Raw genomic sequence first — 17343 nt, forward strand, 5'->3', positions numbered from 1 at the left:
AATGATTTTCAATTACCGAGGAGTCAATGTACCTTGGAATAACCGCGTTGTCGAAAACGATTATCAGTAACGTCTACCACCGGAAGGGAGTGCCCATGTCGGCCATCTGCCAGGTCACCGGCCGCAAGCCGGGCTTCGGCAAGTCCGTATCGCACTCGCACAAGCGGACCAACCGGCGCTGGGACCCCAATATCCAGCGCAAGACCTACTACCTGCCCGGCGAGGGGCGGCGCATCACGCTCAACGTCTCGGCCAAGGGCATCAAGACCATCGACCGTGACGGCATCGAGGCAGTGGTGGCCCGGTTGCGCGCCCGCGGCGAGAAGATCTGAGAGGAATCACCATGGCATCGAAGTCGACCGACATCCGCCCCGTCATCAAGCTGAAGTCCACGGCCGGGACCGGCTACACCTATGTCACCCGCAAGAACCGGCGCAACGATCCCGACCGGATGGTTCTCAAGAAGTACGACCCGGTCGTGCGCAGGCACGTCGATTTCCGCGAGGACCGCTGAGGTGGCGAAGAAGTCGAAGATCGTCAAAAACGAAGAGCGCAAACGGATCGTGGCCCGTTACGCCGAGCGGCGCGCGGAGCTGAAGGAGATCATTCGCAAGCCGACCAGCAGCGATGCGGACCGGACGGCCGCACAGGCCGCCCTGGCGAGAATGCCGCGGGATGCCAGTCCGGTACGATTGCGAAATCGGGACGCTGCGGACGGACGCCCGCGTGGTCATCTCCGGAAATTCGGTCTCTCGCGTGTGCGGGTTCGCGCGATGGCCCATCGAGGAGAGCTGCCCGGTGTGCACAAATCGAGCTGGTAAGCATCCACCAATCATGAAACTGGCCCCGCATGAGTGAGGAACCGCTGACATGGCAGTGAAGCGAGCACCGTCGAAGAAGGTCCGTGCCGAGCAGGCCCGTCGGCCGAAGAAGAACCCTCTGATCGCGGCCGGCATCGAGACCGTCGACTACAAGGACGTGAACCTGCTGCGCACGTTCATCTCTGATCGAGGCAAGATCCGCAGCCGGCGCGTCACGGGGCTGACCCCGCAGCAGCAGCGGCAGGTCGCCGTCGCGGTGAAGAACGCGCGGGAAATGGCGCTCCTCCCCTTCACGAGCCGGTAAGCAACGAAACAGTAAGGGGCCCCGATGCTTTCACATCGGGGCCCCTTCTTTGTCTCGAAAATCGTTGGCAGCGCCGCGATTTACGGGATCGTCAGCACCTGGCCGACGTCGATGGCATCCGGATTGCTGATGCCCGAGGCGTTGGCGATCTCCTGGTAGCGGTTGCCGTCGCCGTAGAAGCGCTCGGCGACGGCCCACAGGGTGTCGCCCGGCTCGACCGTGTAGGTCTGCGCGGCGGGCGGCGGCGGGGGCACATCCTCGACGACCGCGGCAGCCTCGGTCTGCACCGGCTCCGGCGCGGGCAGCGGGTTGTCGGTGTTGGAGCCCGACGACCAGAGCGCGCTGCCGTCGGTGCCGTACAGCACGACATTGCGGTCGGGCTGCACGACCAAGCGGTCCGCGCTCTTGCCATTGGTCTCGGTGGACCAGGCGGCGCCCTCGCCCTTGTAGAGAACGAAGTTGCCGTCCTCCTGCAGGACACCGCGCTCCACGCCCTGATCGTGGGTCAGCGTCGACCAGACGACGTTGCCGCTGGGCTCGCTCAGCACCAGGTTGCCATCAGGCTGCAGAGTGAGGCTGTAAGCGCCACCCTGAAGCGATTGTCCGATCTTGAGTTCTTCGCCTACACGCAACGAGTCGCCCACGGCACGTTCCTTTCCGAAGGGGGAAGATCAGGTAAGTCGATGGCACGTAACTGCATTCGCACATCTAGGACAACACTAGCGATCATGCCCCGGTCACCGCACGGTTACGCGCCGGTTCTGCGAAGATTTCGGCGTGTCTTCGCCGGAAATTCGCCAGCGGGTCGAAACCGACCCGCGAAACCGTCCATACGGTCCCGGGACACTAGGGTGACAGCCATGTACGGGACACGGGGACGCCGCCTGATCGCTGCCGCTGCGGCCACCCTCATCGGACTCGCCATCACCGCGTGCGGAAGCACGGAAAACAGTGGCGACCAAACGAAATCCGGTAGCAGCAGCGCCGCCACCACGACCACCGGCACGCCCACCGAGGCACCCAACGGACAAATCGGACGAGCCTTCGCCGCCAACCCCGCCATCGTCAGCCCGCACAGCATCCCGTTCGACAGCTACACCCGCCTCGCCCCCGACAAGATCGCGGTGAACTTCCAGACCGGCTCGCCCGAGTGCTACGGCGTCGACGCCGCCGTCACCGAGACCTCGTCGACCGTCACGGTCGATCTGAAGTCCGGCACGCTGCCCGAGGCGGTCGGCAAGATGTGCACCATGATCGCGGTCTTCGGCACCCTCGAAATCAGCTTGAAAGCGCCGCTGGGTGACCGGAAAGTGCTGAGCGCCAAGTAGATCAGCCGAAAAGAAAGGGTGTGAATCGCTATCGCGATCCACACCCTTTCTCAATTCTGCTGTGCCGCTACGCCACTCAGTGGGCGAAGTGACGGGACCCCGTCAGGTACAGCGTGACCCCGGCCTCGCGGCACAGGTCGATGGTGTCCTTGTCGCGGATGGAACCGCCCGGGTGCACGATGGCGCGCACGCCGGCGGCCACCAGGATCTGCGGACCGTCCGAGAACGGGAAGAAGGCGTCCGACGCCGCGACCGAGCCCTTGGCGCGATCACCCGCCCGCTCGACGGCCAGCTTGCAGGAGTCGACCCGGTTGACCTGGCCCATGCCCACGCCGACCGCCGCACCGGCGTCGGCCAGCAGGATGGCGTTGGACTTCACGGCACGGCAAGCGCGCCAGGCGAATTCGAGATCGCGCAGGGTGTCCTCGTCGGCCGCCTCGCCCGCGGCGAGGGTCCAGGTGGCGGCGCTGTCACCCTCGGCGTCGAGGATGTCGCGGTCCTGCAGCAGCACGCCGCCGCTGACCGGACGCAGCTCCGCGCCCTTGCGCTGGGCGGGCTCGGCGACCAGCACGCGCACGTTCTTCTTGCGCGCCAGCACCTCCACCGCACCGGCGGCGTAGGACGGGGCCACGATGACCTCGGTGAAGATGTCGGCGACCTGCTCGGCCATCTCGACGGAGACCTCGCGGTTGGCCGCGATCACGCCGCCGTACGCGGAGACCGGGTCGGTGGCGTGCGCCTTGCGGTGCGCCTCGGCGATATCCGCGCCGACCGCGATGCCACACGGGTTGGCGTGCTTGATGACCGCGACGGCGGGGGCGTCGAAGTCGTAGGCGGCGCGCCAGGCGGCATCGGCGTCGGTGTAGTTGTTGTACGACATTTCCTTGCCGTGCAACTGCTTCGCCTGCGCCAGCCCGGCCGGACCGGCCTCGTTGACGTAGAGCGCCGCGCCCTGGTGCGGGTTCTCGCCGTAGCGCAGCACGTTCTCGCGGTTCCAGGTGCCGCCGATCCAGGCCGGGAACTTGTCCGCCGCTTCGGTTTCCGGCGCGGCGGCCGGGACGGCCACATTGGTCATCCAGCTGGCGACGGCCACGTCGTAGGTGGCGGTGTGCTGGAAGGCCTTGGCGGCCAGGGCGGTCCGCTCCGGCAGGGTGAATCCGCCCTGCTGCACGGCCGCGATCACCTCGGCGTAGTCACCGGTGTTCACGACCACCGCGACCGACGGGTGGTTCTTGGCGGCGGCGCGCACCATGGACGGGCCGCCGATGTCGATCTGCTCCACGCACTCGTCGATGCTCGCGCCCGAGGCCACGGTCTGGGTGAACGGGTACAGGTTCACCACGACGAGCTGGAACGCCTCGACCCCGAGCTCGACGAGCTGGTCGACGTGCTCCTCCTTGCGGGTGTCGGCCAGGATACCGGCGTGCACGCGCGGGTGCAGGGTCTTGACGCGACCGTCGAGGGTCTCCGGGAAACCGGTCAGGTCCTCGACCTTGGTGACCGGGATGCCGGCATCGGCGATCTTGTTGGCGGTCGAGCCGGTCGAGACCAGCTCCACGCCCGCCTGATGCAGGCCCGTGGCCAGTTCGATCAGACCGGTCTTGTCGTAGACGCTTACGAGGGCCCGCTTGATCGGCTTGCGTTCACTCACCGGAGAACTCGCTCATCTGGAATAACTGCCTTTCGTCCATCGGAGACAATGCCTCGGGTAGCGACGGCGGCGACGACCTCCGCCAGCAACCGCCGCTCCACGACCTTGATGCGCTCGTGCAGGGTGTCCTCGTCGTCATCGGGCAGCACCGCGACCGCCTCCTGCGCCAGGATCGGCCCCGTGTCCACACCCGAATCGACCAGGTGCACGGTCGAACCCGTGACCCGGACGCCGTAGGCGAGCGCGTCCCGCACCCCGTGCGCGCCCGGGAACGCGGGCAGCAGCGCGGGATGGGTATTGATGATGCGACCGCCGAAGCGGTCCATGAACTGCGGCCCGAGAATCTTCATGAAGCCCGCGGACACCACCAGATCCGGCTGGAACACGGCGACCATCTCGGTCAGCGCGGCATCCCATTCGGCGCGGCTCGCGAAATCGCCCAGCGCGACCTTGAACGAGGAGACGTCGAACGCCTCGGCATGCTCGGTGGCGGCGCAGTCGCGATCCACTCCGACGGCGACGACCTGGGCCGGATAGCCCGGCTGCCGGGTCGCTTCCAGGAGTGAACGCAGCAGCGATCCGGTGCCGGAGGCCAGCACGACAATGCTCGCGGGCGCGGTCGGCGGCAGCAACTGGGCGGGCGTGGACGTCAGCGCTCTACTCCCTGGGTATCGGAGCGGGAAGGGACGGCGGGGGGCGGTTCCGCCGCCTAAAGAGTAACTATCGCCCGATTGCTACTTGTCCGGCAGGTCTCCCTCTACCACTTCCGCGTCCACGATGTCGGGGTTCTCGGCGGATTTCACATCCACGCCGGATGCGTCGTCCTCGACCAACTCCGCGTCGAGGGCGCCGTCGAGATCCTCATCGTCGTACCAGCCGCCGCCGGTCGCCGGTACCGGGTCGTCGGCGTCCGCATCGTCGAATTCGTCGTCGTAGTCGTCCTCGTCGTCGTATTCGTCGTCGGCGTAGTAGTACTCGTCGTCCGGGTAGTCCTCGTCGTCGTAGTACTCGTCCTCGTACTCGTCGTAGACCGCCGCGCCTGCCACCGCCGGGCCGCCGAACCAGCGCGCGCCCAGCAGGCCCACGTATCCGGCGACGGCCAGCCAGACGAAGACCAGCGCCACGGTCACCGCGTCCGGCTCGATCCGGCCGAAGGTGCCCAGCGCGCCGCCGGCCAGCGCGCCCAGCAATGCCATCACCAGGGCAGCGACCCCGGCCGCGGTCAGCGTCGCCCACGGCGCGGCCGCCCGATCACGGGATGTGCGACCACAATCCAGCCCCGAGAGCACACCCACCGCGGCGGGCACCACCAGCAGCACGAGCCACCAGAGAGCCACCGGACCCGACGGCACCGCCGCCGCCACCGGCACCGCGGGCACCGGCGCGCCCTGAATCGCGAACAGGCTCAACGATCCCGGGCCGATGTGCACCTGCCCGCCCATCAGCACGCTCACCGCGTCGACCGCCACGTTCGGCAGGTAGGCCAGTGACAGCAGCGTCAAACCCAGTGCGCCGACGGCGTTTCCGGAAGCCTGGTAGGTGTCGCCGAGCCGGGACCAGTGCGCCAGGAAGGACACCACGGTCACCGCCGCACCGGCCGCCAGCAGCCGCCCCGCCGCTCGCAGACCCGCACGGAAACCGGGAATCACCCAGTCCGGCAAGGGAATCGGCAGCAGATCGGTGAGATCACGCCAGCGCCGGGTCGCGATACCGACCAGTGCCGCCAGCAGATTCAGACCGAGCACCAGGGCGAACGCGATCAGCGTGTCCGGCGGTTGCAGCGCCACCACCGCCGACGCGTCGCCCGCCACCGCCAGGCACACCGCGGTGATCACCAGCGGCCCGCCCACCGCCGCGGCGACCACCCAGCCCAGTTCATCGGTCTCGCAGTCGGGTCCGGCGCCCGCGGCACTCTCGCGGGTCACCAGCCACAGCATCAGCGCGGTCGCCAGCAGCGGCCACAGCCCGATCCCGGTCTTTCCGATCACCAGCGGAACCTGGTGTACCGCAAGCCAGCTCGCGGCGATCGCCCCGGACGAGCCGTTCATGCCGCCGCCCGCCGCGAACAGCGTGCCGTACACCAGGATGAAGATCACCAGCATGGTGATGGCCGAGGGCCGGGCGGCCACCAGCATCAGCACCCGGGCGCGTTCGGGGGTCAGCGATCCGAAACCCCCGCCCCGCCGAACCGGCGGCCGCGGCGACTCCCGGAGATCGGGGTCGCTCAGGCGAGCCAGGGCAGTTCTGGGGGCACTCATGGACAACCAGCGTGGCAGCATCTCGGAAACCGGGGGGTCAGGCGCGCCGGAACAGCCAGTCGACCGACGGGCAGCCCGGCGCACGGGCAAAGAGAACGGCCCCCGGTGACACACCGGAGGCCGCGCTCACGAGCAGTGAAATTACTTGTCGTCCTGGCCCGGACGGAATGCGCGAGTGGCGTCGGCCGCCGGATCGGCGGCCTGCTCGCCGCCGAAGGGCTGCGCCGGGCGCTGCGCCTGCGCACCGAAGTGCTGGGTCGCGTCGGTGCCACCGGCGGGCTGCTGCGGCTGCTGACCGTACGGCGACTGCTGACCGTAACCGGCGGGCTGCTGACCGTAGGACGGCTGCTGCTGACCATAGGTCGGCTGCGAACCGGTGCTGTATCCGGCGGGCTGCTGACCGTAGGACGGGGCCTGCTGACCATAGGACGGCTGCTGTCCGTACGACGGCTGCGCGGCCTGCTGACCGTACGACGGCTGCTGACCGTATCCGCCCTGCTGACCGAACGACGGCTGCTGGAACTGCGAACCGGAGGTGCTGAACGGCTGCTGACCGTAACCACCCTGCGCGGCAACCGGTTTCGGCGCCGGCGCCTTCATGATCCCGAGCTCGAACAGCAGCGCCACCACGGCCACCACGGCCTGCACGAAGGCCAGGAACAGGATCACCCAGCCACCCCACTTCAGCGACATGCCTTCGCCGAGGTCGAAGGAGCTGAACAGGATGCCGAGGAACGAGGCCAGCGACACCGCCGCCACCAGGCCCGGGTTGGCGGTCTGCTTCGGCAGCAGCGACAGGCCCGCCAGCAGACCGGCCAGCAGACCCAACGTCACCAGGGTGGCCGCGCCGGTGTTCTGGAACAGGCTGAAGGTGGTGTCACTGCTGCGGAGTCCGCCGATCTCCATGCCGGTGTAGGGCGCGAAGCCCAGCAGGAAGTTGATGACGCCCAACGCGGCGATACCGACGGTCAGGAAGAAAGGCAGGCCCTTGCCCGCGACGGGCGATGTCCCCGGACCGGCAGCGGGAGCGCCTGCGGGCTGCGAGCCGTATCCGGGCACGGAGGAGGGCGTCGGCTGGGGCGCGTTGTATCCCGAGCCCCCGGTCGGGTATGACATGTCGTCGTCTCCTATCGAGTCGTCCGTTCGTTCACGAACCTCCACCGACGCTACTGCACTCTGCGGTCGGGGGCACCATCTACCACCAGCCGTGGCCTTACCGCAATACCCGAAATCGCGCCCGTGCACACCCCCGACAACGCATGAAGGCCGCCCGTCGAATTCGACAGGCGGCCTTCGTGATCAGCTGTTCAGGCGGGCCCGGCCCACCATTCCCTCGCCCTGTGCCCCGCTTCCGGAAGGAAGCGGGGCACGAGAACATCAAGCGCTGATGGAAGCCTTTTCCAGGATCTCGCGCGCCAGGGCGGCGGTCTCGGACGGGGTCTTGCCGACCTTCACACCCGCGGCCTCGAGGGCGTCCTTCTTGGCCTGGGCGGTACCGGCCGAGCCGGACACGATGGCGCCCGCGTGGCCCATGGTCTTGCCCTCGGGCGCGGTGAAGCCCGCGACGTAGCCGACGACCGGCTTGGTGACGTTGGCCTGGATGTAGGCCGCGGCCCGCTCCTCGGCGTCACCGCCGATCTCGCCGATCATGACGATGAGCTTGGTCTCCGGGTCCTTCTCGAACGCCTCGATGGCGTCGATGTGGGTGGTGCCGATGACCGGGTCGCCGCCGATGCCGATGGCGGTGGAGAAACCGAAGTCCCGCAGCTCGTACATCATCTGGTAGGTCAGGGTGCCGGACTTGGAGACCAGGCCGATCGGGCCCTTGCCCGCGATGTTGGCCGGGGTGATGCCGACCAGCGACTCACCCGGGGTGATGATGCCGGGGCAGTTCGGGCCGATGATGCGGGTCTTGCCGCCCTTGTCCACGTTGTAGGCCCACGCGTAGGCGGTGTCCTGCACCGGGATGCCCTCGGTGATGACCACCAGCAGCGGGATCTCCGCGTCGATGGCCTCGATGATGGCGTCCTTCGAGAAGGCCGGGGGCACGAAGGCGATGGAGGTGTCGGCGCCGGTCTTCTCCATGGCCTCGGCCACGGACGCGAACACGGGCAGCTCGACCTCGTTGCCGTCCCTGTCGACGTGCTTGACGGTGGTGCCCGCCTTGCGCGCGTTGACACCGCCGACCACGTTGGTGCCCGCCTTCAGCATCAGCGCGGTGTGCTTGGTGCCCTCGCCGCCGGTGATGCCCTGGACGATGACCTTGTTGTCCTTGTTCAGGAAGATAGACATGTTCGTGGTCCTTTACTTGGCCGAGCCGTTGGAAGAAGCTGCCAGTTCGGCCGCTTTATCAGCGCCTTCGTCCATGGTCTGAGCGAGAGTCACCAGCGGGTGGTTGAAGTCGGCGAGGATCTTGCGACCCTCCTCGACCTTGTTGCCGTCGAGGCGGACGACCAGCGGCTTGTTGGCCTCGTCGCCCAGGGTGTTCAGCGCGCCGACGATGCCGTTGGCGACCGCGTCACAGGCGGTGATGCCGCCGAAGACGTTCACGAACACGGACTTGACCTGAGCGTCGTTCAGGATGACGTCGAGACCGGCGGCCATGACGGCGGCCGAGGCGCCGCCACCGATGTCGAGGAAGTTGGCGGGCTTGACGCCGCCGTGGTTCTCACCGGCGTAGGCGACGACGTCGAGGGTCGACATGACCAGACCCGCGCCGTTGCCGATGATGCCGACCTCGCCGTCGAGCTTGACGTAGTTGAGGTCGTTCTCCTTGGCCTTGAGCTCGAGCGGATCGGTGGCGTCGATGTCCGCGAACTCGGCGTGGTCGGGGTGGCGGAACTCGGCGTTCTCGTCCAGGGTCACCTTGCCGTCGAGGGCCAGGATCTCGTCGTTGGGGGTACGCACCAGCGGGTTGACCTCGACCAGGGTGGCGTCCTCGTTGATGAACACCTCCCACAGCTTCTGGATGGTCACCGCGGCGGCGTCGAGGATGTCGGCGGGCAGGTGGCCCTGCTCGGCGATGGAACGGGCGAAGGCCAGGTCGACACCCTTGACGGCGTCGACGGCGACCTTGGCGAGACGATCGGGCTTGGTGGCCGCGACCTCTTCGATCTCCATGCCGCCCTCGACCGAGCACATGGCCAGGTAGGTGCGGTTGGAACGGTCCAGCAGGAAGGAGATGTAGTACTCCGAGGCGATGTCCTTGGCCTCGGCAACCAGGATCTTCTTGGTGATGTGGCCCTTGATGTCCAGGCCCAGGATGTTGTTGGCGTGGGTGAACGCGTCGTCCGGGGTGGCGGCGTACTTCACGCCACCGGCCTTGCCGCGGCCACCGACTTTGACCTGCGACTTGATCATTACCGGCTTGCCGATTTCTTCGGCGATCGCGCGGGCGTCCTCGGCCGAGTCCGTGACGCGGCCCTCCGACGAAGGCACTCCGTGCTTCACGAAGAGTTCCTTCGCCTGATATTCGAAGAGATCCATGTACTCACCGTCTCGTCTGCGTTGTGGTGACAACGTCTTGGTTGGCGGCCCGTCGTCGGAGGCGGGTCGAGTCGGACTCTAATCAGTCACATGGAGCGGAAATCAGCCGCATACAGCCTAAGTGGCGCAGGTCACGGTGGTGTCTCCACGATCCCAAAAGCCCTTGTCAATGCTACTCATCGGTAGCTTGTTGACCCGGCGCCAGGTGGAGCACACGAATCTCGGAGAGTGACCCGCGCTACTACGTTGCGTCGTTGGAAAACCTCACCCGGTTACCCACAGCACAGTGAGCGCATTCCGGCGCACAGAGTGATGAATGTCACACGAACGTGTCGAACCAGGTTCATCGCTTGCTGAGCCGCAATCGTTTCGTTACCGTCGTTGCGGTCGATGTCACAACCCGGTCACGGACAGGAGGACGGCAGGCTTGACGCAGCACAGCGCTCCCAGCACCATGAGCCGCACCGCAGGCGACTTGTCGGCCCCGCGATACTCCTCGGACCGGCGCAAATGAGCGACGGCCCCTTCCCCTCGCAGCACCGGACCCGACGTGGCCACCGCTACCGCGAGGACATAGAGAATTACGGCGGCGCAACCACTTTCGACGCACCCCTCGCGGTCCAGAGCACGGTCACCCACGGCGATTGGGACGCAACCCAGGCGTGGAACTCCGACTCGCAGTGGAATGCCGACGCCCAGCAGTGGAATTCCGAGGCGCAGTGGCAGTCCGGCGCGCAGTGGAACTCCGACGCCGACTGGAACGGCGGCCAGCAGTGGGAGCAGCAGCCCCAGCAGTGGAACGAGCCCGCCTGGCAGGCCGAGCAGAGCTGGCAGTCCCCCGAGCAGAGCTGGGACGACTCCGCGCAGAGCTGGGACGACCCCAACGCCCAGACCACCGCGAACGGCTGGGCCGCCCCGAATCCGAGTGCCTGGGCCCCGCAGTCGCGGACCAACTGGGATCCGACCGCGGACCCGACCCCCTCCGACGATTACCGGCCGGTCTACACCTTCCGTACCGCCTCCGGTGACAAGCTCCAGTTCTCCGGTGACGGCGCGCGCGTGGATCGCGGTGCGCGGGAATCCGATTCCGACGACGAGGCGCGCCCCGTCCGTTCGGGCGGCAAGCGCCGCGCGGGTGGCACCCATCGCGTGCCCGCCCCGCCCGCCGCGCTCAAGGGCCGCGCCGCGGTCGTCGCGGTGGCCGCCGGCGCGGTCGTGGCCGCGGGCCAGGCCACCATCGAGGCCGCGGGCCACGACAGCAGCAATGTCGACTACCAGGCCGCCAACCAGGTCAAGGAAGTCGCGGCCACCTCGGTGGTCGGCGACGGCGGCTCGGGTTCGCCGCAGGTGGTCAACCCGAACTCGCCCGCCAGCCTGGACCAGTTCAACGACATCCTGGCCAAGGGCAAGCAGTACGCGGCCGACATGGCCCAGGCCGAGGCTTCGAAGTACCGCCCGCTGTGGACCAAGTTCACCGCCGCCGGCACCTTCACCTCCGGCTTCGGCATCCGCTGGGGCGTCGCGCACCAGGGCGTCGACATCGCCGCCCCCATCGGCACCCCGATCTACGCGGTGGCCGACGGCACGGTCCTCGAGGCCGGTCCCGCTTCCGGCTTCGGCATGTGGGTGCGACTACTGCACGATGACGGCACCGTCACCATCTACGGCCACATCGACACCACCACGGTCTCCCAGGGCCAGCGCGTCATGGCCGGTGACCAAATCGCCACCGTCGGCAACCGCGGCTTCTCCACCGGCCCGCACTGCCACTTCGAGGTCTGGCTGAACGGCGTCGACAAGATCGACCCCCTCCCCTGGCTCGCCTCCCGAGGCATCTCCCTCGGCCCCGAACGGGACTGACGGACAACCGAATACCACCGAAAGGCGCGCCCACAGCGGCGCGCCTTTCGTCATTGCCGGAGTCGGCGTTCAGGCCTCGCCGTCGGCGGAGGGGCCGGGTCGCGGCGCGCCCAAGGCCCCGCAGCCGGTCCGGCCACCGCTTGCGGCTGCCCGGATACCGGCCGCCCGGATCTCGTTGCGGTACGGGCGATTCTGGAGGCCGCAGGGCACGGTCCACCGCAACGGCCGGGCTGATCGAGGTCACGTGACGCGACAACTGATTTCGCGAGGTTCCGGGTAACTCACCGGGTACGACCGAAATCGGTTCGGCTCCCAACCGGCTGGCACGGGTGCAGAACCGTTCACGGCTCGCTGCCGCCCGCTGAAGGCGCGGGGAGGCGGCGGCGGCGGTACCAGCGGATCAGGGCGTCGGTGGACGAATCCGCCTGGGGTGCGGGGTCTTCGGGTGAGGTGAGCAGTGGTTCCAGGGCCAGGGCCTGGGCCTTGCCGAGTTCCACGCCCCACTGGTCGAAGCTGTCGATGCCCCAGATGGCGCCCTCGGTGAAGACGATGTGCTCGTAGAGGGCGATGAGCTGGCCCAGCACCGACGGGGTCAGCTGGGGGGCGAGGATGGCGGTGGTGGGGCGGTTGCCCGGCATCACCTTGTGCGGCACGATCTTCGGGTCGGTGCCCTCGGCGGCGATCTCCTCGGCGGTCTTGCCGAAGGCCAGCACCTTGGTCTGGGCGAAGAGGTTCGACATCAGGATGTCGTGCATACTGCCGGTGCCGTCGAGGGTGGGCAGATCGTCGGTGGGGCGGGCGAATCCGATGAAATCGGCGGGTGCGAGCACCGTGCCCTGGTGCAGCAGTTGGTCGAAGGCGTGCTGGCCGTTGGTGCCGGGCTCGCCCCAGAAGATCTCGCCGGTGCCGGTCGGCACCGGAGTCCCGTCCGCCCGAACGGATTTCCCATTCGACTCCATGGTGAGCTGCTGTAGATACGCCGGGAAGCGCGCCAGATCATTGGAGTAAGGCAGCACCGCGCGGGACTGCGCGCCGAAGAAGTTCGAGTACCAGACGCCGAGCAGGCCCAGCAGCGCCGGACCGTTCTCCGTCAGCGGCGCGGACTTGAAATGCTCGTCCACCCGGTGCATTCCGTCGAGGAACTCGGCGAAACGTTCCTTGCCGATGACCGCCATGACCGACAGCCCGATGGCCGAGTCGACGGAGTAGCGCCCGCCCACCCAGTCCCAGAAGCCGAACATATTGGCGGTGTCGATGCCGAAGTCGGCCACCCGCTGTGCGTGCGTGGACACCGCCACGAAGTGCTTGGCCACCGCGTCTTCGCCGAGCGCCGCGACCAGCCAGCGCCGCGCCGCGGTGGCATTGGTGAGCGTCTCCAGCGTAGAGAAGGTCTTGGACGCCACGATGAACAGCGTGGTCGCCGGATCGAGCCCGTGCAGCTTCGAAACCAGGTCCGCCGGATCGACATTCGAGACGAAGCGCGCTGCGATGCCCGCGTCCGCGTAGTGCCGCAGCGCCAGGGTCACCATGGCCGGGCCCAGGTCGGAGCCGCCGATGCCGATGTTCACGACGGTGGCGATCCGCTCCCCCGTCGCGCCGCGCCACTGTCCCGAACGCACCTGATCGGTGAATTCGCCCATCCGGCGCAGTACTTCGTGCACATCGGTCTCGATGTCCTGCCCGTCGACCGTCAGCGGCTGCCCGACCGGCCGGCGCAGCCACACGTGCCCGACCGCGCGGTCCTCGGAGGTATTGATGTGCTCGCCCGCGAACATGGCGTCACGCCGCGCCTCGACCCCGGCGGTGTGCGCCAATTCGACCAGCAGATCGAGGGTCTCGCGCGTCACCCGATGCTTGGAGTAGTCGATGTGCAGATCCGCCACCTGGACGGTCAGCTCACCGCCGCGGCCCGGATCCTCCGCGAAGAATTCCCGCAGGTGCCGCGTGCCGATGGCCGCATGATGATCGTGCAGTTTCCGCCAGACCGCCGACGCGGTGATGTCGCTGCTCACTCGGGCGAGGGTACAACCACCGTGCTTATTTTGCCCTCCGCTTCGCTACGGGGGGGTTCGCGGCGCTGGAGGTCTCGTTCTTCCCTCCCTCCGCTCCTCCGCTTCGCTCCCCCGCTCCGCTCAGTCCAGAACGAGACGCGCCGCGAACCTTTTAGCTGTTCAGCGATAAGTCCTGTGACTCGAGGCAAATTCGGCCCAGCGGCATAGGCTGGCGAAATGGTGACTGAAAGCGGCCTACTCTCGTCCATTCCCACGCAACTCTGGATCGGCGGACCGGTGGACGCCACGGGGGGTGCGACGTTCCCGGTACACAATCCGGCCACCGGTGAGGTCATCGCCCGGGTCGCCGATGCCACCCCGGATGACGCGGTGCGGGCCCTCGACGCGGCGGTGGCCGCGCAGGCGGAGTGGGCGGCGACACCGGCCCGGCAGCGCGGGGAGATTCTGCGCGCGGTGTTCGATGCGATCACCGCGCGGTCCGCGGAGTTCGCGCTGCTGATGACCCTGGAAATGGGAAAGGCGCTGCCGGAGAGCCGCAATGAGGTGCGCTACGGGGCGGAGTTCTTCCGGTGGTTCAGCGAGGAGGCGGTCCGGATTCACGGCCGCTATCAGCCCGCCCCGGCCGGGACCGGGCGGATTCTCGTGCACAAGCAGCCGGTGGGCCCGTGCCTGGCCATCACGCCGTGGAATTTCCCGCTGGCCATGGGCACCCGCAAGATCGGCCCGGCGCTGGCGGCCGGGTGCACCATGATCGTGAAGCCCGCGGGCGAGACGCCTCTGACCATGCTGCTGCTGGCCCAGCTGTGCAGCGCGGCGGGACTGCCCGACGGCGTGCTGTCGGTGATCACCACCTCGCACTCGAGCGCGGTGACCGCACCGCTGCTCAACGATCCGCGGCTGCGCAAGCTGACCTTCACCGGTTCCACCCCGGTCGGCAAGAAGCTGGTGGAGCAGTCCGCGCACGGCCTGCTGCGCACCTCCATGGAATTGGGCGGCAATGCCCCGTTCGTGGTCTTCGACGACGCGGATATCGATGCCGCCGTGCAGGGCGCGGTGCTGGCCAAGCTGCGCAACGGCGGTGAGGCGTGCACCGCCGCCAACCGTTTCCACGTCCAGAATTCGGTTCGCCAGGAATTCACCGACAAGCTGACCGCGGCCATGGCGGCGTACCAGCTCGGCAATGGCGTGGACCCGGACACCACCCTCGGCCCGCTCATCAACGCCGACCAGCTCGACACCGTGAGCGAACTCGTGGACGACGCGGTATCGGCGGGCGCGCAGGTCAAGCTGGGCGGCAAGGCCCCCGGCGGCCCCGGCTGGTTCTACCCGGCGACCGTCCTCACCGATATCCCGCCCGCGGCCCGCATCCTGCGCGAGGAGGTGTTCGGCCCGGTCGCCCCGATCGTCGGCTTCGACACCGAGGAGCAGGGCCTGGCCGCCGCCAACAACACCGAATTCGGCCTGGTCGCATACGTTTACACGCGCAGCCTGGACCGCGCGCTGCGGATCGCAGAGGGCCTGGAGACCGGCATGGTCGGCGTCAACCGCAGCGTCATCTCCGACCCGGCCGCCCCCTTCGGCGGCGTGAAGGAGTCCGGCTTCGGCCGCGAGGGCGGCTTCGAGGGCATCGAGGAGTACCTCAGCACGAAGTACATCGCCCTGCCCTAGTCGGCCAGCCCCTTCAGCACCGAGTTCAGCGCCAGATCCCAGCGGCGCTGGACTCCTTCGGGCGTGCCGCCCAGGCGCCGGGCCGCCTCGGCGGCCGCCATGCCCTGCACCAGGGCCACCACCACGTGGGCGATATCGGTGGCGTCGCCGCGCACCACGCCCGCGTCCACGCAGCGCTGCACCAGGTCCACGATGAAGACCCGCAGCGAGGCACTGGCTTTCAGCTCCTCGGGCCCGGGATCGAAGTCGGTGAAGGGGCGCGCGAACATGATCTCGGCGAGCACCCGGTTCCCGAGCATCCAGCCGCGATAGGCGGCCATCACGGCCAGCAGGTCCGCGCGCGGGTCGGCGGTCCGGGGCACCGCATCGAGCTGCCCGCGCAGCAGCCGGAAGCCCTCGAAGTACACCGCGCGCACCAATCCACCCTTGTCCCCGAACAATTCGTAGAGCGCGGGGGTGGAGGTCCCGGCCCGGGTGGCGATGGTGCGGGCGGTGAATCCGGCGACGCCGTCGCGGGCCAGCAGCTCGACGGCGACCGCGAGGAGTTGCTCGCGGAGTTCCGGGGTTCGCTGTTTGACGCGGGGCACGGCGGCAGTTTATCGAAACAGCGTCACGATTCCGGATCTCAATCGTGACAGTGTTTCGAAACAGTGTTACGTTCGGCTCGTCCGACCTCGGACACCTTCGCTCACGAGGAGAGCAGCATAGGACAGCAGCAGACGACGGCCGTGCTCGGCGACCCCGATACCTGGGGTGAACTGCGAGAACGCACGGTGACCTGGCATGACCCGATGACCACGGTCACCCTCGGGCTGGCCATGAGCGGGGCCGACTATCTGACCGCGATGGCCGAGGGCAAGTTGCCGGTCTCACCCATCATCTCGACCGCCGGGATGGAGGCCGTCCACATCGAGCCGGGCGACGTGCTCATGCGCTGCGTGGCCGACGAATCGTTCGTCAATCCGATCGGCGTGGTGCACGGCGGACTTATCAGCATGCTGCTCGATTCGGCGGCCTCGGCGGCCGTGCACAGCACGCTGCCCGCCGGCGTCGGCTTCACCACCATCGAGATCAAGGTGAGCTATTTGCGGGCGGTGCGCGCGGGTGACGAGCTCCTGGTGCACGGCTGGGTGGTCAAGCCCGGCTCGCGGATCTGCTTCGCGGAGGCCGACATTCGCTCGGCCGACGGCAAGGCCGTGGCCACCGCCACCACCACGCTGCTCATTATCGGCGGTTGACCGCAGGAACAGGCAAAACCGCCCCGGGGTCGAGACACCCGGGGCGGCCTGGGAAGGCTGCATCCGTGGCTCCGCATGCAGCAGGCATGAGGCGAGATCAACTCACAGGCACTCGCAGGAGCCCGCGAACAAGCCGCAGCTAGGACGCGGTGGCATGCTCGTTGTATCGGAGCGAGCGGTGCTGCGCGTTAACGAGGGTTCTCAATGCCCCAGTCGGCCGCGACCGAGGCGGAGCAGGAGCATCGCCAGGGTGTGGCCCTCCTGGCCCAGCTCGCTGAAGCGCTCGAGCACCTTCATCTCGCGGGAGTGGACGAGCTTGGGCCCGCCGTTCGCCATTCGAGTCCGCCCGATGATGCGCGAAACCTCGGTGCGGCGCTTGATGGCGGCGAGGATTTCGGCGTCCAGCTTGTCGATTTCCAAGCGCAGCTTTTCGATCTCAGCCTCGGAGGGCAGGGCCGAGTCCGACCCGGTGGCGGACTCGGAATGTCCCGTCGTCGAGATGCTCATTCTTTCAACTCCTCGTGGTCCCGAACGTCGATCGGCGCGTGGACCCGTGCTGTTACCGATCGGTTCTTCACCAAGAATCTGACCTGTTGGCCATACATTGTCCCCCCGGGATGGTGCTCAGGTGCAATGCGTCGCAATCGACCCGGTCATTGGACGAGTGTGCCACGCATGATGACCCAAGCAAAACGGGTTCGTGTGTGAATCTTCTGA

At 67.8% G+C, this 17343-nt stretch carries 18 protein-coding genes; 8 read left to right on the top strand and 10 right to left on the bottom strand.

Annotated elements, in window-relative coordinates:
- Window positions 1-95 precede the first annotated feature (95 nt).
- From rpmB to rpsR, 4 genes are read left to right on the top strand one after another with little or no spacing between them, the layout of a single operon-like run.
- A complete protein-coding gene (rpmB, locus tag NS2_RS00125) occupies window positions 96-332 on the top strand; it encodes a 50S ribosomal protein L28 (RefSeq protein ID WP_033085736.1) in 237 nt (78 codons plus the stop codon).
- 11 nt (window positions 333-343) lie between these two features.
- On the top strand, window positions 344-514 hold the full coding sequence (rpmG, locus tag NS2_RS00130) for a 50S ribosomal protein L33 (protein ID WP_033085735.1): 171 nt from the start codon (window positions 344-346) through the stop codon (window positions 512-514).
- 1 nt (window position 515) lies between these two features.
- A complete protein-coding gene (gene rpsN / locus NS2_RS00135; protein ID WP_033085734.1) occupies window positions 516-821 on the top strand; it encodes a 30S ribosomal protein S14 in 306 nt (101 codons plus the stop codon).
- Between the two features lie 49 nt (window positions 822-870).
- The gene (rpsR, locus tag NS2_RS00140; RefSeq protein ID WP_011211513.1) at window positions 871-1125 is read left to right on the top strand and encodes a 30S ribosomal protein S18; all 255 of its coding nucleotides are present in this window, start codon (window positions 871-873) and stop codon (window positions 1123-1125) included.
- 80 nt (window positions 1126-1205) lie between these two features.
- Here rpsR and NS2_RS00145 read toward each other — a convergent pair whose 3' ends face one another.
- On the bottom strand, window positions 1206-1769 hold the full coding sequence (locus tag NS2_RS00145; RefSeq protein WP_033085733.1) for a LysM peptidoglycan-binding domain-containing protein: 564 nt from the start codon (window positions 1767-1769) through the stop codon (window positions 1206-1208).
- A gap of 216 nt (window positions 1770-1985) precedes the next feature.
- Between NS2_RS00145 and NS2_RS00150 the strand changes: the two genes are divergently transcribed.
- A complete protein-coding gene (locus NS2_RS00150) occupies window positions 1986-2453 on the top strand; it encodes a hypothetical protein (protein ID WP_045435788.1) in 468 nt (155 codons plus the stop codon).
- A gap of 76 nt (window positions 2454-2529) precedes the next feature.
- On the opposite strand, the gene purH is transcribed toward NS2_RS00150, so the two are convergent.
- The 6 genes from purH to sucC all read right to left on the bottom strand — a co-directional run bounded on the left by purH (window position 2530) and on the right by sucC (window position 9848).
- The gene (purH, locus tag NS2_RS00155; RefSeq protein WP_033085732.1) at window positions 2530-4104 is read right to left on the bottom strand and encodes a bifunctional phosphoribosylaminoimidazolecarboxamide formyltransferase/IMP cyclohydrolase; all 1575 of its coding nucleotides are present in this window, start codon (window positions 4102-4104) and stop codon (window positions 2530-2532) included.
- Complete coding sequence (gene purN, locus NS2_RS00160; protein ID WP_370737262.1) at window positions 4101-4736, bottom strand: phosphoribosylglycinamide formyltransferase; 636 nt, start codon at window positions 4734-4736, stop codon at window positions 4101-4103. The genes purH and purN overlap by 4 nt, the downstream gene beginning before the upstream one ends.
- 102 nt (window positions 4737-4838) lie before the next feature.
- Window positions 4839-6362 (bottom strand): cell division protein PerM, encoded by a 1524-nt coding sequence (locus NS2_RS00165; protein WP_071812305.1) that lies wholly within the window; start codon window positions 6360-6362, stop codon window positions 4839-4841.
- A 141-nt stretch (window positions 6363-6503) separates the two neighbouring features.
- The gene (locus NS2_RS00170) at window positions 6504-7478 is read right to left on the bottom strand and encodes a DUF5336 domain-containing protein (RefSeq protein WP_052085985.1); all 975 of its coding nucleotides are present in this window, start codon (window positions 7476-7478) and stop codon (window positions 6504-6506) included.
- 261 nt (window positions 7479-7739) lie between these two features.
- Complete coding sequence (gene sucD, locus NS2_RS00175) at window positions 7740-8654, bottom strand: succinate--CoA ligase subunit alpha (protein WP_033085731.1); 915 nt, start codon at window positions 8652-8654, stop codon at window positions 7740-7742.
- Between the two features lie 12 nt (window positions 8655-8666).
- Window positions 8667-9848 carry an ADP-forming succinate--CoA ligase subunit beta gene (sucC, locus tag NS2_RS00180; protein WP_033085730.1) on the bottom strand — a complete coding sequence of 394 codons (1182 nt, stop codon included), beginning with the start codon at window positions 9846-9848 and terminating at the stop codon, window positions 8667-8669.
- 510 nt (window positions 9849-10358) lie between these two features.
- Between sucC and NS2_RS38310 the strand changes: the two genes are divergently transcribed.
- Window positions 10359-11708 carry a M23 family metallopeptidase gene (locus NS2_RS38310; protein ID WP_081985636.1) on the top strand — a complete coding sequence of 450 codons (1350 nt, stop codon included), beginning with the start codon at window positions 10359-10361 and terminating at the stop codon, window positions 11706-11708.
- 341 nt (window positions 11709-12049) lie between these two features.
- On the opposite strand, the gene pgi is transcribed toward NS2_RS38310, so the two are convergent.
- The gene (pgi, locus tag NS2_RS00190; protein ID WP_033085729.1) at window positions 12050-13720 is read right to left on the bottom strand and encodes a glucose-6-phosphate isomerase; all 1671 of its coding nucleotides are present in this window, start codon (window positions 13718-13720) and stop codon (window positions 12050-12052) included.
- Between the two features lie 216 nt (window positions 13721-13936).
- Here pgi and NS2_RS00195 point away from each other — a divergent pair, with 216 nt between their 5' ends.
- Complete coding sequence (locus NS2_RS00195) at window positions 13937-15388, top strand: NAD-dependent succinate-semialdehyde dehydrogenase (RefSeq protein WP_147207040.1); 1452 nt, start codon at window positions 13937-13939, stop codon at window positions 15386-15388.
- Here NS2_RS00195 and NS2_RS00200 read toward each other — a convergent pair.
- Window positions 15385-15975: a TetR/AcrR family transcriptional regulator gene (locus NS2_RS00200; protein WP_033085727.1), complete on the bottom strand. Its 591-nt coding sequence runs from the start codon at window positions 15973-15975 to the stop codon at window positions 15385-15387. The two genes, NS2_RS00195 and NS2_RS00200, sit on opposite strands and share 4 nt — an antisense overlap.
- 204 nt (window positions 15976-16179) lie before the next feature.
- Here NS2_RS00200 and NS2_RS00205 point away from each other — a divergent pair, with 204 nt between their 5' ends.
- Window positions 16180-16626: a PaaI family thioesterase gene (locus tag NS2_RS00205; protein WP_045435819.1), complete on the top strand. Its 447-nt coding sequence runs from the start codon at window positions 16180-16182 to the stop codon at window positions 16624-16626.
- 201 nt (window positions 16627-16827) lie between these two features.
- Here NS2_RS00205 and NS2_RS00210 read toward each other — a convergent pair whose 3' ends face one another.
- The gene (locus NS2_RS00210) at window positions 16828-17133 is read right to left on the bottom strand and encodes a chorismate mutase (protein ID WP_033085726.1); all 306 of its coding nucleotides are present in this window, start codon (window positions 17131-17133) and stop codon (window positions 16828-16830) included.
- Between the last annotated feature and the right edge of the window lie 210 nt (window positions 17134-17343).

Origin of the sequence: Nocardia seriolae NBRC 15557, assembly GCF_007990715.1 — a bacterium.
GTDB classification, from domain to species: domain Bacteria; phylum Actinomycetota; class Actinomycetes; order Mycobacteriales; family Mycobacteriaceae; genus Nocardia; species Nocardia seriolae.

Excerpts from the sequence above, each read along its gene's own strand:
- rpmB (WP_033085736.1), top strand. The coding sequence starts at position 96 with ATGTCGGCCATCTGCCAGGTCACCGGCCGCAAGCCGGGCTTCGGCAAG.
- rpmG (WP_033085735.1), top strand. The coding sequence starts at position 344 with ATGGCATCGAAGTCGACCGACATCCGCCCCGTCATCAAGCTGAAGTCC.
- rpsR (WP_011211513.1), top strand. The coding sequence starts at position 871 with ATGGCAGTGAAGCGAGCACCGTCGAAGAAGGTCCGTGCCGAGCAGGCC.
- NS2_RS00150 (WP_045435788.1), top strand. The coding sequence starts at position 1,986 with ATGTACGGGACACGGGGACGCCGCCTGATCGCTGCCGCTGCGGCCACC.
- NS2_RS00165 (WP_071812305.1), bottom strand. The coding sequence starts at position 6,362 with ATGAGTGCCCCCAGAACTGCCCTGGCTCGCCTGAGCGACCCCGATCTC.
- NS2_RS00170 (WP_052085985.1), bottom strand. The coding sequence starts at position 7,478 with ATGTCATACCCGACCGGGGGCTCGGGATACAACGCGCCCCAGCCGACG.
- sucD (WP_033085731.1), bottom strand. The coding sequence starts at position 8,654 with ATGTCTATCTTCCTGAACAAGGACAACAAGGTCATCGTCCAGGGCATC.
- sucC (WP_033085730.1), bottom strand. The coding sequence starts at position 9,848 with ATGGATCTCTTCGAATATCAGGCGAAGGAACTCTTCGTGAAGCACGGA.
- NS2_RS38310 (WP_081985636.1), top strand. The coding sequence starts at position 10,359 with ATGAGCGACGGCCCCTTCCCCTCGCAGCACCGGACCCGACGTGGCCAC.
- NS2_RS00195 (WP_147207040.1), top strand. The coding sequence starts at position 13,937 with ATGGTGACTGAAAGCGGCCTACTCTCGTCCATTCCCACGCAACTCTGG.
- NS2_RS00205 (WP_045435819.1), top strand. The coding sequence starts at position 16,180 with ATGACCACGGTCACCCTCGGGCTGGCCATGAGCGGGGCCGACTATCTG.
- NS2_RS00210 (WP_033085726.1), bottom strand. The coding sequence starts at position 17,133 with ATGAGCATCTCGACGACGGGACATTCCGAGTCCGCCACCGGGTCGGAC.